The 17,152-nt window shown below is 38.8% G+C and carries 11 protein-coding genes; 4 read left to right on the top strand and 7 right to left on the bottom strand.

What is annotated here, in order from left to right; translation table 11 throughout:
• Positions 1–35: 35 nt before the first annotated feature.
• The 6 genes from parC to ABES52_RS07210 all read right to left on the bottom strand — a co-directional run bounded on the left by parC (position 36) and on the right by ABES52_RS07210 (position 7,974).
• On the bottom strand, positions 36–2,462 hold the full coding sequence (parC, locus tag ABES52_RS07235; protein ID WP_429650392.1) for a DNA topoisomerase IV subunit A: 2,427 nt from the start codon (positions 2,460–2,462) through the stop codon (positions 36–38).
• Between the two features lie 4 nt (positions 2,463–2,466).
• A complete protein-coding gene (gene parE, locus ABES52_RS07230) occupies positions 2,467–4,437 on the bottom strand; it encodes a DNA topoisomerase IV subunit B (RefSeq protein WP_429650390.1) in 1,971 nt (656 codons plus the stop codon).
• A gap of 184 nt (positions 4,438–4,621) precedes the next feature.
• Positions 4,622–5,035, bottom strand: a complete 414-nt coding sequence (locus ABES52_RS07225; protein WP_429650388.1) for a CoA-binding protein — start codon at positions 5,033–5,035, stop codon at positions 4,622–4,624.
• Between the two features lie 26 nt (positions 5,036–5,061).
• Positions 5,062–6,378 (bottom strand): purine/pyrimidine permease, encoded by a 1,317-nt coding sequence (locus ABES52_RS07220; protein WP_429650386.1) that lies wholly within the window; start codon positions 6,376–6,378, stop codon positions 5,062–5,064.
• Positions 6,379–6,670: 292 nt separating this feature from the next.
• Positions 6,671–7,147, bottom strand: a complete 477-nt coding sequence (locus ABES52_RS07215) for a YhfM domain-containing protein (RefSeq protein ID WP_429650384.1) — start codon at positions 7,145–7,147, stop codon at positions 6,671–6,673.
• Between the two features lie 71 nt (positions 7,148–7,218).
• Positions 7,219–7,974 (bottom strand): NUDIX hydrolase, encoded by a 756-nt coding sequence (locus tag ABES52_RS07210; RefSeq protein ID WP_429650382.1) that lies wholly within the window; start codon positions 7,972–7,974, stop codon positions 7,219–7,221.
• 131 nt (positions 7,975–8,105) lie between these two features.
• Between ABES52_RS07210 and ABES52_RS07205 the strand changes: the two genes are divergently transcribed.
• From ABES52_RS07205 to ABES52_RS07195, 3 genes are all read left to right on the top strand, one after another.
• On the top strand, positions 8,106–9,947 hold the full coding sequence (locus tag ABES52_RS07205; protein WP_429650380.1) for a dihydroorotate dehydrogenase: 1,842 nt from the start codon (positions 8,106–8,108) through the stop codon (positions 9,945–9,947).
• Between the two features lie 83 nt (positions 9,948–10,030).
• Positions 10,031–10,612 carry a glycerol-3-phosphate 1-O-acyltransferase PlsY gene (gene plsY / locus ABES52_RS07200; protein ID WP_429650378.1) on the top strand — a complete coding sequence of 194 codons (582 nt, stop codon included), beginning with the start codon at positions 10,031–10,033 and terminating at the stop codon, positions 10,610–10,612.
• Positions 10,613–10,753: 141 nt separating this feature from the next.
• Positions 10,754–12,721, top strand: a complete 1,968-nt coding sequence (locus ABES52_RS07195; protein WP_429650376.1) for a phospholipase D-like domain-containing protein — start codon at positions 10,754–10,756, stop codon at positions 12,719–12,721.
• 263 nt (positions 12,722–12,984) lie between these two features.
• On the opposite strand, the gene ABES52_RS07190 is transcribed toward ABES52_RS07195, so the two are convergent.
• Complete coding sequence (locus tag ABES52_RS07190) at positions 12,985–15,855, bottom strand: putative bifunctional diguanylate cyclase/phosphodiesterase (RefSeq protein ID WP_429650374.1); 2,871 nt, start codon at positions 15,853–15,855, stop codon at positions 12,985–12,987.
• A gap of 162 nt (positions 15,856–16,017) precedes the next feature.
• On the opposite strand from ABES52_RS07190, the gene ABES52_RS07185 reads away from it, so the two are divergent.
• Positions 16,018–17,148, top strand: coding sequence for a CapA family protein (locus ABES52_RS07185; RefSeq protein WP_429650372.1), 1,131 nt, complete (start codon positions 16,018–16,020; stop codon positions 17,146–17,148).
• Positions 17,149–17,152: the final 4 nt, after the last annotated feature.

The following is a 17,152-nucleotide window of genomic DNA, read 5'->3' as shown; positions in this document are numbered from 1 at the left end:
ACTTTTTTGGGGCTAGACCATGTAGGTGGTCGGATTTATTCTTCTGTTGGTAGGACAATATAGGAATCCACTACCGGTCCACTTTCTTCTGCGTCAATGACAAATGATCCATTTGAATATCGGTCATTATAACGCATATTTGCAATTTGAACGGCCTCTGTTACTCCTTGCTCCGTCCGAATGATGACGGTGTCTCTTTCTTGAACAATCTCCATTCTGGCAATAAAATGCGGATTTGTTTTTAGTTCTCGTAAAAGAACGAGGCCACGTTTGGCACGAGAAGATGGTTCAAGTTCGGTAATTTTCATTTTCTTTACTGCACCACGATGGGTGGCAATGAAAATAGCTTCACTCGTATCATCAATAATTTTACCGCTTACGACATAATCTCCGTCTTTTAAGTTGATTCCTTTTACTCCTGCTGCACGAGCTCCGACAAGGTTTATTTCTTGTTCTGAGAAGCGTAAACCATATCCTTTATAGGTAACGAGTAGAACATCTTTCATACCGTCGGTTAAGTGGACATCAATAACTTCGTCGTCTCCTTTTAAATTGATTGCAACAAGCGGGCGTGAATAACGTTGGGCTTTATATTGTGATAGCTCGGTTTTCTTTGTCATCCCGTTTTTCGTAATAAATAATACATATTGATGATCGACAAATTCTTTTACTGGAATCGCTTGAATGATTTGCTCGTCACGGTCAATTGGGATAATGTTTGCGATATGTTGCCCCATATCTTTCCAACGAATTTCTGGTAATTCATGTACAGGACAATATAAGTAGTTTCCTTTATTCGTAAACAACAACAGAACATCGGTAGTGTTCATTTCGAATTGACAAAGCAGGCGGTCCGTGTCCTTCATCGCTAAGTCTTGACCGTTAGAAGCTGTATAAGAACGGAGGCTTGTCCGTTTTACATATCCATCTTTCGTTACCGTGACGATCACATCTTCGCTTGCAACAAGTACTTCTAAGTTAATTTTTAATTCTTCGATTTCGTTTTCGATCACTGTTCGACGTTCATCGGCAAATGATTTCTTCACTTGTTTTAGTTCTGCTTTAATTACTTGCATCAGTTTTTTTTCACTTTCTAAGATGGCCGTAAGCTCGTTAATTTTTTTCGCAAGGTCTTCCGCTTCTTTTCTCAGAGCCGTAATATCTGTGTTCGTTAATCGGTATAACTGTAACGAAACGATCGCTTCCGCTTGTGGTTCCGTAAACTCAAATTTTACCATTAAGTTTTGTTTAGCATCTTTTTTATCTTTAGACTGACGAATGGTCGCGATCACGTCATCTAAAATGGAAAGGGCGCGCATTAAACCAGCTACAATATGCTCGCGTTCTTGCGCTTTTTTTAATTCGTATTGGGAACGACGGGTCACAACCTCTTTTCGATGTTCAATATAGGCATCAAGTAAACCGGTAAGTCCCATTAATTTTGGGCGGCGACGATGGATGGCAACCATATTAAAGTTATAAGAAATTTGTAGGTCACTATTTTTATACAAGTAGTTTAATACGCCGCTTGCATCGGCGCCCTTTTTTAATTCCACGACAATACGTAAACCACTTCGATCGGTTTCATCTCGAACTTCCGCAATTCCTTCTACTTTTCGATCAATACGAAATTCATCAATTTTCTTTACTAAGTTCGCTTTATTCACTTCATACGGAATTTCTGTGATCACAATTTGTTCGCGGCCCCCGCGAATCGACTCAATTTCCGCTTTACCTCGCACCACAATTTTTCCTTTTCCGGTCTCGTACGCTTTTTTAATTCCGTCAATTCCTTGAATAATTCCACCTGTTGGGAAGTCTGGACCTTTAATAACTTCCATTAATTCTTCGACGGTACAATTCGGATGTTCAATCCGCATAATGGTCGCATCAATGACTTCCCCTAAATTGTGGGGAGGAATGTCTGTTGCGTAACCTGCTGAAATTCCTGTGGAACCGTTCACTAATAAGTTTGGAAAGCTCGCCGGAAGAACGGTCGGTTCGTTGGTTGTATCGTCAAAGTTTGGCACAAAGTCGACCGTTTGTTTGTCAATGTCACTTAATAGAGCACTCGCGATGCTGGAAAGTCGTGCTTCTGTATAACGCATGGCAGCGGGAGGATCTCCGTCGATACTTCCGTTGTTCCCGTGCATCTCTACTAACACATTTCGGATTTTCCAATCTTGGCTCATCCGAACCATCGCGTCATAAACAGATGAATCTCCATGTGGATGAAAATTTCCGATAACATTACCAACTGTTTTTGCTGCTTTACGAAATCCTTTCTCGTGTGTGTTTCCATCCAAATACATGGCATATAAAATTCGGCGTTGTACCGGCTTTAGCCCGTCTCTTGCATCAGGTAAGGCCCGATCTTGAATAATGTATTTACTGTAGCGTCCGAAGCGGTCGCCAATGACTTCTTCGAGCGGTAAATCTTGAAAGCGTTCTGTTGCTGTCATTCAATTATTCCTCCTCTGCGACCGTTATATTTTCGTTTTCTAAAATGTTTCCGTCTTCTTCTAATCCGAAGGCGACGTTATTTTCAATCCACCGGCGTCGCGGTTCGACTTTATCACCCATTAACGTTGTTACCCGTTTGTCGGCTCGGGCCGCATCATCGATTCGAACACGAATAAGCGTTCTTGTTTCTGGATTCATCGTCGTTTCCCACAATTGGTCGGCATTCATTTCACCAAGACCTTTGTAGCGCTGAACGATATACCCTTTGCCCACTTTTTTGATTGCTTGTTGGAGCTCTTTTTCCGTCCAAGCATATTCAATCACTTCTTTCCGTCCTGTTCCTTTACTAACTTTATATAAAGGTGGTAAGGCGATGTATACCTTTCCGGCATCGATCAGCGGCCTCATGTAACGATAGAAGAATGTGAGCAATAACACTTGAATGTGAGCACCATCTGTATCCGCGTCAGTCATTATAATGACTTTATCGTAATTACAATCATCTAGATTAAATTCAGGACCGACTCCAGCCCCAATGGCATGAATAATCGTATTGATTTCCTCGTTTTTCAAAATGTCTTGCATTTTCGCTTTTTCTGTATTAATCACTTTTCCTCTAAGTGGTAAAACCGCTTGGAAGCGACGATCCCGTCCTTGTTTTGCAGAACCGCCAGCGGAATCCCCCTCGACTAAATACAGTTCATTTTTTTTCGGATTGCGTGATTGAGCCGGAGTTAATTTGCCAGATAGAATACTCTCTGACCGTTTTTTCTTCTTGCCCGTACGAGCTTCTTCCCGCGCTTTACGTGCTGCTTCTCGCGCTTGAGCGGCTTTAATGGCTTTTTTGATTAATAGATTGGCGATATCCGGATTTTCCTCTAAAAAGTAGGCTAAATGTTCCGACACCACCGCATCGACCGCTGATCGGGCTTCACTTGTTCCGAGTTTTCCTTTTGTCTGTCCTTCAAATTGTAACAGACCTTCAGGAATTCGAACGGAAACGATTGCTGACAATCCTTCCCGAATGTCGGTACCTTCTAAGTTTTTATCGCGGTCTTTGAGTAACTGAACTTTTCGAGCGTATTCGTTGACCACTCGAGTCATCGCTGTTTTAGCACCAGCTTCATGAGTTCCGCCATCTTTCGTACGGACGTTGTTGACAAACGAAAGAACGTTTTCCGAAAACCCATCGTTAAATTGAAACGCAAATTCCACCTCAATATCGTTTTGAACCCCTTCAAAGAACACGACGGGATGAAGCGCGTCTTTTCCTTCATTTAAATATTGAACAAATGCTTCAATTCCGTTTTCATAATGAAACACATCTTTCTCGTCATGCCGTTCATCATGAATTTCAATTTTCAATCCTTTTAATAAGAAAGCGGATTCCCTTAACCGCTCGCATAACGTATCATAATTGAACGTTGTGGTCGAAAACATCGTAGGATCTGGTTTAAAATGTACCTTCGTACCTGTTTGATTGGTTTTTCCGATTTTTTCTAGCGTGGTTACTGGTTTTCCGCCGTTTTCAAATCGTTGCTCATAAATGAACCCATCGCGTTTTATCGTGACGACTAACCATTCCGATAGAGCATTGACGACAGATGCACCGACTCCGTGTAACCCTCCACTCGTTTTATAGCCGCCTTGTCCAAATTTTCCGCCAGCGTGCAATACGGTAAAAATGACTTCAGGCGTCGGCTTTCCTAACTTATGCATGCCCGTTGGCATACCTCGTCCTTTATCTTCTACCGAAATACTATTGTCTTTATGTATTTTTACAATGATGTGGTCTCCATATCCAGCTAAAGCTTCATCCACCGCGTTATCGACAATCTCATACACTAGATGGTGTAAACCGCGGGCATCCGTCGATCCGATATACATACCAGGTCGTTTTCGGACCGCTTCTAATCCTTCTAATACTTGAATCGCATCATCATTATATTCTAGTAGTTGTTTCTTATTCGACACACTCATTCCCCTTTCGTACTTACACACAGCAGTTGTATTGTACCATAAAGTTTTTTTAGCCTGTAACTAAAGAACGTATGTTCGTATTATTTATTGTATGTACTGATTTCTAATTCGTCCAGCGTTTTTTAGGTGTCTACTCAAAGAAAAAGCAAACGAGGAGAGCGCTCGTTTGCTTGATTCATTATTTGGTTAGCGCATGTTCAACTTTAATGCACCGATCCATGATGACCGTGTACCCTTTTGCCTTTAACCGATGAAACGTTTCCTCATGCACGACCCCAAGCTGCGCCCAAAACACATCTGCGTCAATCTGTTCAAATTCCTCAGCGATTTGAGGTAAAAATTCGGAACGCCGAAAAATGTTAACGATATCCACATGTCCTTCAATATCTTTTAAGGAAGGAACGGCTTTGACACCAAGAACGGTATCTACGTTTGGATTCACCGGAATAATTTCATATCCTGCCTCTTGCATAGCTTTGGCAATCATATACGAAGTACGTTCAGGATTATCGCTTAATCCAACGACAGCGATTCGTTTCGCTTTTTTTAAGATTTGACCGATTTCTTCACGACTAGGATTTTGGATAGACATTTTGGACACCTCCATATACCATTTCGCTATTTTTCACTAATCTCCTTCTTTTCATACGATTTTCGATGAAACAATCGCTTCAATCGTGGAGTTTGTTCCATTAACATAGCGAGAACTGTTCCAAAAATCAACCCATTGTTCAAAAAGGCCGGAAACAAGACGGGCATATTACGGAATGCCTCGGCAGGCACAAACATAACTCCTACACCAGCAAGAAGTGAGACACCGATAATGAATAAGGCTCGATCTTGATTTGCCTCTTTTTTTAATTCATGAAAGGCTAATCCGATCATTTTTGTAAAAATGACGAACGTAACGGCATAGCCGACAGGGGATGGTATTGCACTTAACACATTCATGACGAACGGAACCATACTTACGAAAACGAGTAACCCACATCCTAAAATAAATGGACGTAATTGTTGTACGTTTGTGGTGGAAACAAAGCCTGCAGCTCCGGATATTGGTACTGGGCCAATAGCTGACAAAAAGCCACCAATCATTTGATTGATACCCGCAGTCCATCCTGCTTGTCGGTCTCGTTGACTGTTCTTACTTGTTAAAGGAACCACTTCTTCCATGACCCGAATAGATGCCATCATATTGGTCGCTAACAGAAGCGTAACAAAAATGGCTGTGACAATAGAGCCAATGTCAAACAGCGGAGGGCCAAACACAAATATTTCCGGTAATCGTATGCTAGCTTGTTCAGTAGAAGGAATTGCTGGAGCTTCCCCTAACCAAACAAATAACAACCAACCAATCACTAAACTGAATAGAATAGAAAACTGGCGAATCCAAAAAATGGAGTGTTGAGCGAAATAAAAGGTTAATAAGACAATAGTCATACTCCCAATAGACACGGTCCAACTCATTTTGCCTGTCGTTGTGATTCCCAACATACCGTTCATAAAGGAACCGCTTAACTGAAGAATTAACAACATCAAATACACAAATGTGACGGTCGGTGTAAACCATTTTTTTAGTCGTTCCATCCAACCAAGGACACTAAACAAAATGAATACGATCCCACTTACAATTAACGCACCTTGAAGAGCTTGTAACGTCGTGGTTGCAGATTCATATACCGTCCCGATAAATGAAGCATAGACCGCAAAAACTCCCCACCAAATCCCAGCTGGTCCTTCATTGATTGGTAATCGATGCCCTATTATTCCTTGAAGTATACCGGCTACTCCTAACAAAAACATCGTCCGTTGAATAAAGGTCGCTGTTTCCCCAGGCGACAAACCATACAGTTCACTTACAGCAATCGGAGCAACAATCGAACTGGCTAACATAAACGCCATCCATTGGATAGCGGAAATCATCGTTCGTCCCATATAAACTTCCTTTCTATATATATGAATCTACTAACTTTATGCTGTAATTATTCCGTACCCCTACTTTTTCCAGATAACAAACTTTATTTTACGGAAAATTCCCTTGTATTTTCAATGGGTACCGATAAAAATAAACGAAAAGACCGATAAAGGAGTGGGGGCATTCGTGGTTAGTTGAACAAATTAGACTTTTACAGGGCCCCCAACTTCTGCTTTGTTTCACTTAGAATAGTGAGGTGACGGCTACAGCCACGAAAAGGAAATGATAAAAAACTAAAATAAAAAATGGTCCTTAATTAGAAAGGACCTGAAGAATAAATGGTTTCAGCCATGTGGAATCGATTTGATACATATAACTTGTATTTGTAGTTGACATGATCGCCCCTTGAAATGTTTCGACATCGTACCATAAATAAAATTGTTCAGACGAACCATCATGAAAAGTTACTCGTACCATATAATCAGCGGATTCCACGTCAACAATACCTGGTAGTTGAACTTGATGAGCCAATATGTTGACAAAATGGTTAAACACCGTAGGCTGAGCTTGATGGAATGCCATTTTCAAATGGACATCTTGAAAAGTTTCACCGACTTGATAAAACGCCAATTCCTTCATCCGTTTCCCGTTCCATACTACAGCATCGGTACGGGTGAAACTGGTTGGTAGGTCTATCACTGTATGCTGGTTATACTCCAATGACTGATGGGAACAACCGTAGTAAAGGCATGATAAGATAACAATGAACCAATAAATGAGATGGCGCATTTCATTTCCTCCCACCCTTCCTTCTATCGTGATAGACGAAATGGAGGGAAAAACGTTTCAATATGCATCCGTTATTTTTCATCATCGCTTGTAAACCAATGTTCCAGCAATTGAAAAGGACGAAGTTGATACGCTGTATAAGTGACTCCTTTTTTTCGGTAGGCGTCTAGTACCCGCTTCTTCAAGTGTGGGCGAGTTACCCATTGATCGATGTTGGATTCATCGATTTTTACAAACCGAACATCCATGGTTTCACCATCATGCGTACGTAATTCTCCCGAAAGATATTTTCCAAAGAATGTGACACAAAAGACATTTTTTGTCACATTTTGATAGATAGCACTAATCCCTTCTACTTTTATATGTACTCCTGTTTCTTCCAATACCTCTCGTTTCAATGCTTCCATCAATGTCTCGCCAGGTTCAACGACACCTCCAGGGAGTTCATAAGTATCATTGCGGTGGACATTTTTTACGAATAAAACCTCCCCTTTCTGGTTGGTGATGTATCCTGTGACGGACACATAATGTTTTGGTAATGGAAAAGTCGTTGAAATCCATGTATCAACATCTATTTTTTTAACATATGTAGAATTGACTTTCTGATGATTGATATTTTGTTGAACAAGTTCTTCAATTGTTTCATAAAGCTCTTTAGTTGGGTAAGACCACAAACTCATGAATTGATTACGCCCATTATTTTCCCATATTCCTATGCATTCTGCTCCATGTTTTAATTGATCGGGAACCAAAAAAGTATAAAAAAAATCAATAAACTGATCATAATGATCTGGACAAATATGGTATGTTTTTCTTACAACAAACATTCTACCACCCCTTTTCCATCAATATCCAATTATACCATAGCTCTTATTTAAATATATTTTAGATTCATAGAAAGAAACACTAAGTAGATATGTTAAATTAATAACTAGTGATAAAAAGAAGGTGAAACATCATGCCAGATTGGTCATATCATACGTTTTTCCGACCCATTCTTCATCGCTTACCGGCCCAAGTTAGTCGTGATTTTATTCATCGGTCCATGTCCTTCATTTCTTCGATTCCATTTGGATCTAAGTTAATATCCTTCTTAGGGCATTTTGACAATGATCTGCGATTGAGCAAAACAATAGGAGATGTTACTGTACCTAATCCACTGGGTCTTTCCGGTGAGATTGACCCTAGTTTAATAGGAACGAAAGCATTTACCCATCTAGGCTGGGGATTTATTGAAATAGGTCCCATTACTGTGAACAGTACGCTACAAAACGATTGTCCATTATGGGACCGAAAAAATAAACGAATATTGTTTCCGGAACCTCTCCCTTCTATTGAAGTAAAAAAAGTAAAAGATCGCTTGAAAAAAGTAAAAAAACAACAACCTTTTCTTATACGTCTAAGAGGTACAAATGAAGAAATTGTTCGTCTCATTCAACAATTATTCTCATACGGAGATGGATTTATTATTGAGACGACCGAGCTTATAAGTCATGAAGTTCTCCGAGGGTTACGACAATGTGCCATGGGAAAACCTATTATCTTATCAGTCAAGAATGATATCAATCTGATTCGTAAAGCAATTCTACCGATCCAATCCTTTCTAGACGGAATTGTTGTTGAAAGTGATCGAACATGGACTACGGAGGAAAATCAACGTTTATTAAAAAAAACCGTTCATCTATTGAAACAACAAGCGAATTGGCATCTACCTATCGTGATTAAAGGCGGAGTCCAATCACCAAATGATGCGCTAGAGTTACTTCATGCTGGTGCAGACTTTTTACTTATCAGTGATGGTTATATCTACTCAGGTCCGGGATTACCAAAACGAATATTAGAATCCCTATTATTTACTTCTTTTGGTAACTTAGAAAAATCTCAATATACTGGATGGCAATATTACTGGTGGTTTGGACTTATCATTTTTCTTTCAGGAATACTAGCATTCATTTTTAGTGTTACATCTGTGATTCTTCCTTATGACGAAGCGTTTTTGAATACAACACGAGAGCAAATATATTCATGGAATCCCCAATTACTTGCCTTTATGTCCCATGACCGGATGACTCTAGCGGGTACGATGATCTCAGGTGGTATTTTGTACATGTTTCTAGCGAAATATGGCGTTCAATATCGATTACACTGGACGAAACATGCCATTGATGTAGCTGGGATCATTGGATTTTTAGGCTTTTTATTATTTATTGGTTACGGTTATTTCGATTTCCTCCATCTATCGTTATGGATGATTCTTATTCCATTTTTCCTTAAAGGAATGAAATCTTCTAAAAACGTTAAAGCTCTTCCAGTATCCTTTGATCTTTACAATGATCGAGCGTGGAAACAATGTTTATGGGGCCAATTGGCGTTTATTTCGTTGGGTGTATCTCTTGTCTTTGGAGGAGTTGTCATTGCGTTAATCGGTACAACGACGATATTTGTCCCGACCGACCTTGCTTATATATGTATGACCCCTGAGATGTTAAATGATTGGAACGAACGGTTAATTCCAGTGATCGCTCATGACCGAGCTGGGTTTGGTAGTGCTTTATGCAGTGTAGGAACGCTTATTCTTCTTATTTCGTTATGGGGATTTCGAAGAGGGGCCTCATGGGTTTGGCGCGCGTTTTTCATTGGAGGCATTCCGGCATTTGTTACCGGAATTGGTACTCATTTTTGGATTGGTTACACGACTTTGATTCATCTTGTCCCTGCCTATATCGCCCTCTTCCTATATATTGTCGGATTACTAACTACGTATCGTTATTTACATGATAAAGGTTCAAAAATCTCTTAGCAGTCGTCCAAATTCAATGAGCATTTTTCCTATTCTCATGGTACAATAAGTTAGCAAGAAGTACAGTTAAAGGAGTTATCAAGATGGAATTTGCGTTAGTCATTATATGTGCGTATTTGCTCGGGTCGATACCTTCGGGGTTAATAGTGGGAAAAGCCTTTTATGGGATTGACATTCGGGAGCATGGAAGCGGTAACCTTGGAGGGACGAACACGTTTCGAACATTAGGTGTAAAAGCCGGTTTAGTGGTTACGATTTCTGATATTTTAAAAGGAACCGTTGCTACCTTGCTTCCGATATGGTTTGGGGTTGAACTTCATCCTCTACTTGTCGGGACGTTTGCGGTAATCGGACATATGTATCCAATTTTTGCTGGCTTCCGTGGAGGAAAAGCGGTAGCTACTTCAGGTGGAGTGTTGTTAGCATATGTTCCACTCCTATTTATACTCGCCATTCTTTTCTTCTTTGTTAGCTTATATGTAACGAAATATGTATCTTTATCCTCAATGTTAACGGCGATATTTTCATTTACGTACACGCTTTTTACTGGAGATCGGCCTTTAATCATTGTTGTAGCAGCATTAGCGTTTTTTGTTTTATACCGACATCGAACAAATATGAAACGAATTTTAAATAAAACGGAACCGAAAATAAAGTGGATGTAAACGCCTAGGTTATCTAGGCGTTTATTTTATATACCTATAAAATATAACTATTTTTAACATTAAATTAAAAAAATTTCATTGAAAGAATAGTAGAATCCTAATAGTAACCGTTAACAAAGATTATAAGGAGTGAGATGAATAATGTTTAGGCAATTACGAATTGGAGTAGCGGTTGTTTTTCTATTGACTCTGTGTTATCAAGTAACCACCCCAACTTCAAAAGTTCATGCAGCCACATACGGTGATGTTGTAATTAATGAAGTAGCTTGGATGGGAACAACGGTTAGTTACAATGACGAGTGGATTGAGCTTTACAATAACACAAACTCAACTATTTCTCTTGCAGGATGGACGTTAACAGCAATTGATGGTTCTCCAAGCATTTCGCTATCTGGAACTATTCCTGCAAAAGGATATTTCCTTCTTGAACGAACGGATGATCAAACGGTTTCATCTGTTGTTGCTGATTTGATTTATAGTGGTTCTTTAAGTAATTCTGGTGAAGTACTTGAGCTCCGAGATGACCAAGGTAATTTAATTGATACCGTTGATGCATGGTATGCTGGTGATAACGATACGAAAGCTTCGATGGAACGTTTAGACCCAGCACAAAGTGGTACCTTATCTAGCAACTGGGTAACGGCTACGGATACATATACTGAAGGTCTTGGAACACCAAAAGCCCGTAATGGTGGTACACAATTTGGATGTTCTTCGACCGAGGAGCATTTAAACAACGTGTCTGAAGCCCCTGGAGCGATTAACGTCTATTTTAACAAATGTGCGCTTTCAGAATATGCAATGTCAGGAAATGAAGCTAACTATAATGTGAACTTAGAAAATCGGCTCATTCACCGATTAAATCAAGCGACAACAAGCATCGACTTGGCCACTTATGAAATTAACTTACCTAACGTAGTCGATACCTTGATACAAAAAGCGGCGGAAGGAGTACAAGTTCGCGTGATTGCCGATTCGAAAGACGCCACAGACCCTTATTACGCAGATCGGTTTGAAACGATGCGCTTATATATTGAAAAAATGGTTCGAGGTCAAGACCTGTTATTAGGAACGAACGACGATATTATCGTATTTTCAGATTCTCCAATGTTTGCAGTCGAAGATAGTACAAAACGGATTAGTTATGGGTTACCTTCCAGTGCAAGCGACATTCCTGAAGTGACGGTTACGGTAGGAACACAAGCGGTAACAGGACGTATGTTTGTTGATGCGGAAGAAAAATCTCCGGGTGCCTATTATTCACCAGACAATCAAATGCATAATAAGTTTGCAATAGTTGACGATATATGGGTCTTTACGGGCAGCTGGAACTTTACAGTAACTGGTCTGTACGGCGATGAAACAAACATGAGTCAAGGTATATTAGATGGAAACCAACAACATGTTGTTGAAATCCATTCTCCAAATCTTGCAAGTATATATGAAACAGAGTTTAACGAAATGTGGGGAAGTAACACCATGACCCCAGATCCAGTGAATGCAAACTTTAGCTCACGAAAGACTGATAATACTCTTCATTGGGTCACTGTGGGTGGGAAAACAGTAGAAGTTTACTTTTCACCAGGAGATAACGCCATTGGATATCTAGCAAATTTAATAAAAACAGAAGCTGATTTTAATACGTATTTCTCCATTTTTGCTTGGAGTGATCAAGCACTGGTGGACGAGTTAAAATATAAATGGGAAGGTTCGTACAATGATTTGGAAGGAACGTTAACAGGGTTTGACATTAAAGGAGTTTTTGATTCAAACTATTGGAATTCCTGGTGGTCTGCGAGTGTCGATATGACGGGCCGTACTGCTTCTCAATCGAGTCAAAACAACCCAAATACTCGTTGGGCAAATCCAGCCCCTGTTTACCAAGATGCTGAGACGCGCAAGCTTCATAGTAAAACCATGCTAATAGATGTCGGTACTTCAAGTGATCCAACGGTTGTAATCGGGTCTACTAACTGGAGTAATAACGGAAATAACATAAACGACGAAAACATGCTCATTATTCATGATGCAAATATTGCAAACCAATTTTTACAAGAGTTTTATGCTCGCTACTCACAAGCGGGTGGTACCCTCCCTGCAGCACAGTAAAAGGGATTTGAATAATTATAAGTCATTCATATAGAAACGCTTGGGTAAGTCCCATGCGTTTCAGCTTTAAAAGAGCTTAATACCCCTTTCATTAGAAATAGGAGTTCTTACATTTACTTATTTTCTAAAATTTATATGAAGATTTTATTTGTATCACGACCTATTTCAATGACACTAAACAATGTACTTCATATTGCTTACTTGATTATATATGTCTTATAAAAATGATTTGATAAATAATCGAAAACGAGCTAGACGAATACCTAGCTCGTTTTTACAGGAACAATGTATTGCTCACATATTATTTGGAATGGTTGTGGAGGACTATAAATATACCCTTGAATTTCTTCACATCCTATTTTGGCTAAAAACTCTTTTTGTTGTTGTTCTTCTACCCCTTCGGCAATGAGAGATAATTTAAGTTTTTTTCCTAAATCTACAATGGTTTGAACAATGCCGCTCACTTGTTCATTTTTTGGTAACTCCATAGTAAAACTTCGATCAATTTTTAATATATGAATCGGTAAATCTTTTAAATAAGTTAATGATGAATACCCCGTTCCAAAGTCATCAAGCGCTATACGTACTCCGAGTGATTTGAGTTCAAACAATTTCTTTAGTACAAACTCTTTTTGAGTGATAGCAATACTTTCCGTAATTTCAAGGGTCAATGCAGATGGCGGAATGTCGTATTCCTTTAAATAAGATTTAATTTTTTCGACAAACATATGGTCCGTAAACTGTTGAAGGGAAATGTTCACAGCGACATGAATGTCCGGTTTATATGGTAATATGTATCGAATATGCTGGATGGCTTGTCTTAAGACAAAGTCTCCAATGGGAATGATTAAGTTTGATTCTTCCGCAATCGGAATAAACTCACCTGGCGAAATAAGTCCATTTTCTGGATGATTCCAACGAATTAACGCTTCAAGCCCTGTAAGATTTCCGGACTGAACATCTTGAATCGGCTGGTAATAAAGCTCTAGTTGACCTTTTTCCAACGCTTTTCGTAACTCTTTTTCAATTTCCACCCTTTTCAAAAATCGGGTAGCCATCGAATCATCAAACAGGCAATATTGGTTTTTTCCTTTCTCCTTCGCTTGATAAAGGGCCATATCCGCATACTGGGTCAGTGCGGTAAACGTATCCCCGTGCATAGGAGCAATACTAATACCCATACTAGCCGAAAGAGCTAATTCATGTTGGTCGATGTACATCGGTTGTCTTAAAACGTCAATTAATCGACTCGCCACTTGATGCACTGGATCAAGATCTGTGAATTTATGTAAAATAATAACGAACTCATCTCCCCCTTGTCGAGCAATAACTGCATCTTGTGGGCATGTAGACTTAATTCGGTCAGCTATTTGTTTTAGGACTAGGTCTCCAATTCCATGACCGAGAGAATCATTTATTAACTTAAACCGGTCTAAATCAATATACATGACTGCAATGAGAGTGCCATCTTTCATCCTTTCTGCCATCAGCTCATTAAACATTTTTTTCAACGCATACCGGTTATAAAGTTTAGTAAGCGGATCGTAATTGGCCAAAAACTCCAGTTGCTCTTGTTGATTCATCAGTTCGTAAAATGAAGCCGCTAATTCCCGTTCCATTTTTTCATAGTTTTGAACAAGGCGAACAACATCTTCAATTGGCGATTTAGGCCAGATGATTTTTTGTTGCTTTAATATTTTTTCTGGTAGATTGCTTGTTAATTGAATCAGTTGATGAATTGGTCGTAGCGTCCAGCGGCTAATGAGCCACGAAACAATAATCGCCATTATAATAAAAATTAAAACCGTCCCCATTTGAATCACATATTTTCGAAGTATATCGCTTTTGTACGGTTCAAATGGGGTTTCCACCAAAATAGACAAATTCATGGAAGGAAATGGTTTCACATAGATGTATGATGCATGATCTAGGCTTAAAAAATTCATGTTTTGATTCGTGGTGTTCCAAAGAACCGGCATTTCTTTATGAAAGAGAAAATTGCTCCTTATTTTTAAATAATTTAATAAATATGTATCCCTTTTCGACTCAAGCGAAAAATATGCGTTCCAATCTTCATCAAAAAGATTAACATGGATATCTGGTTGATTCTCCATCATTCGTTCAATATAATTAGCTGGATCATCAAATAGCAAGGTGGCTTCTAGCTCCCCCAGATACATTTTCCTTTCTGGATGTTGATAAAATATCGGAATCGTTAGCTTGATCTTTTGACGTTCTCCTTTAATAAAATGAACAGCAATTTTTTCTTTTTTTGTATACGGTCTTAGCTCCTTATTTAAATTATTTGAAGTAATGGGAAATTGAGCCGCTTGTTGCCGTACAAAATCTTTGATAACGATTTGTTCTAGTTCTGGAATCGATACTCGCATGGACTGAAACCATGAAAGTTGATCATCAAACGTATAGTCATTCAATAATAACAAAGTCGTTTGTTTCTCTAATTGTTCGACTTTATCTTCAAAAGCCACATGCAGCCATTTGCTAATCGATTCTTCCGTTCGCTTCGTATGGACCAACATCATTTGTTCTGTGTTTTCCCAATCTTTTTTCATTTGATAGGTAAAAAGCAATAACGATGGAATGACAAAAATGGCTAAAATCATGTTATTCAATAAATCTTGGAGCTTCATTTGTTTCCGGTTTTCTTTCGACCAAAATTGGATAATAAATATGCATAATGTTGCGATGATGGCGTTAACCGTTCCATTAATTGTATCCTTTAAGGCGATGATGCTTAAGTCTAAAACGGATGCATTCAACAAAGTAGCATAAAATAGAAAAATAAATGGGACTCCAACAAAGATCCAGTAAGAAAGATCATAAATGATCAAATAACGTTTTGTTTTTATATAAAAGTAAGCAATAAAGAGATATTCTCCAATCATCAATACTATTCCAAATGGATGTCCCCATAAAAAATAAGTATAGATTCCATTCCAAACTGCCGATAGTAAGCCTGCGGTAAAGCCAACATAACGCAATAATAGGAAAGAAATGATCGGTCCAAATAAAAAGTCAATTCCTAAAAAAATAGGAATTTTCATAAAATTACCCGCAAAAATAAAAAGAAATATACCAATCCATTTGGTAGCCTTTAGATACGTAAATCCCATAAGCACACTTCCCAAGGATGAATTGAATACACTTTTCATTTTATCTTGAATTACAAAGAAATGGAAGATGATTGTTCGATGAAACAATTAATTTTCATAATTGATTAATTTTTACTAGATTTGTTGTAAAATAACTGTAAAGACTTTTTTTGGAGGACAGCCATGAGAGGAAGATATGGGATTTTTATTGGAATGATTGTTTTGTTAGTTATTACATATTTTTCATTTATATCGAAAAAACCAGAAATAAATTCCTTCCAAGACCATTCACCAAAAAAACTTTCCTTATTAGAGAAAACATTCATTACGGAGGCGGTCGTTGGGGGGATTGGAGATATTTTAATTCATAGTTATGTATACAATGACGCCTATCAAAATGGCACTTATAATTTTACAAAGATGTTCGAACCTATTCGGTCCCTTCTTTCCAGCCCTGATTTTTTGATTGCCAATCAAGAATCAATCGCTGGAGGCGTAAAATTAGGTGTATCCACGTATCCACAATTTAACACACCTTATGAAATAACTGATGCCCTCCTTTATGCAGGCGTTGATATGGTGACAAATGCTAATAATCATACGTTAGATAAAGGGGAACAAGGGGTTTTAAGTGCCATTTCCTACTATGAACAAGTAGGCATGCCGTATACAGGGATGTTTAAAAATGAAGCAGACCGACAAAAGATACGAGTCATGTCAGTCAATGGAATTCAATTGGCGGTTTTATCGTATACATACGGAACCAACGGAATTCCTGTTCCAAAAGGAAAATCGTATTTAGTTAATTTACTTGATGAAGAATTGATGGTTAAAGATATCCAACGAGCCAAAGAACTAGCGGATGTCATTATTTTAAGTGTCCATTGGGGAAACGAATATCAACGTATACCAACAGATGCCCAAAAACATCTCGCCCAAAAATTATTAGAAGCCGGTGCAGATATTATTTTTGGTCACCATCCACACGTCCTTCAGCCGATTGAACGTCTACCATTGTCCGACGGGAGAACGGGGGTTGTTTTTTACTCCTTAGGAAACTTTTTATCCGGACAATGGAAGGATTATAAGGATTTGGGGGGAATGGGTACTGTGACGATCAAAAAAACCGTCAATAAACAAGGAACGTCCATCGACATTACAGATGTGCAGTTTTATCCAACGTATGTTTATCACAATAATTATCGAAATTATCGCGTATATCCGTTAGAAGAGGCGGTCAGTTTAGGTATTGCACCATACCCGGTTGAAAGTGTGATGAAACATTTGTTTTCTATGAAAAATGAACAACAATAAAGAA

The organism is Aeribacillus pallidus (assembly GCF_050478865.1).
Lineage (GTDB): Bacteria > Bacillota > Bacilli > Bacillales > JACDOC01 > JACDOC01.
This window is presented reverse-complemented; position numbering and strand designations above follow the sequence as displayed.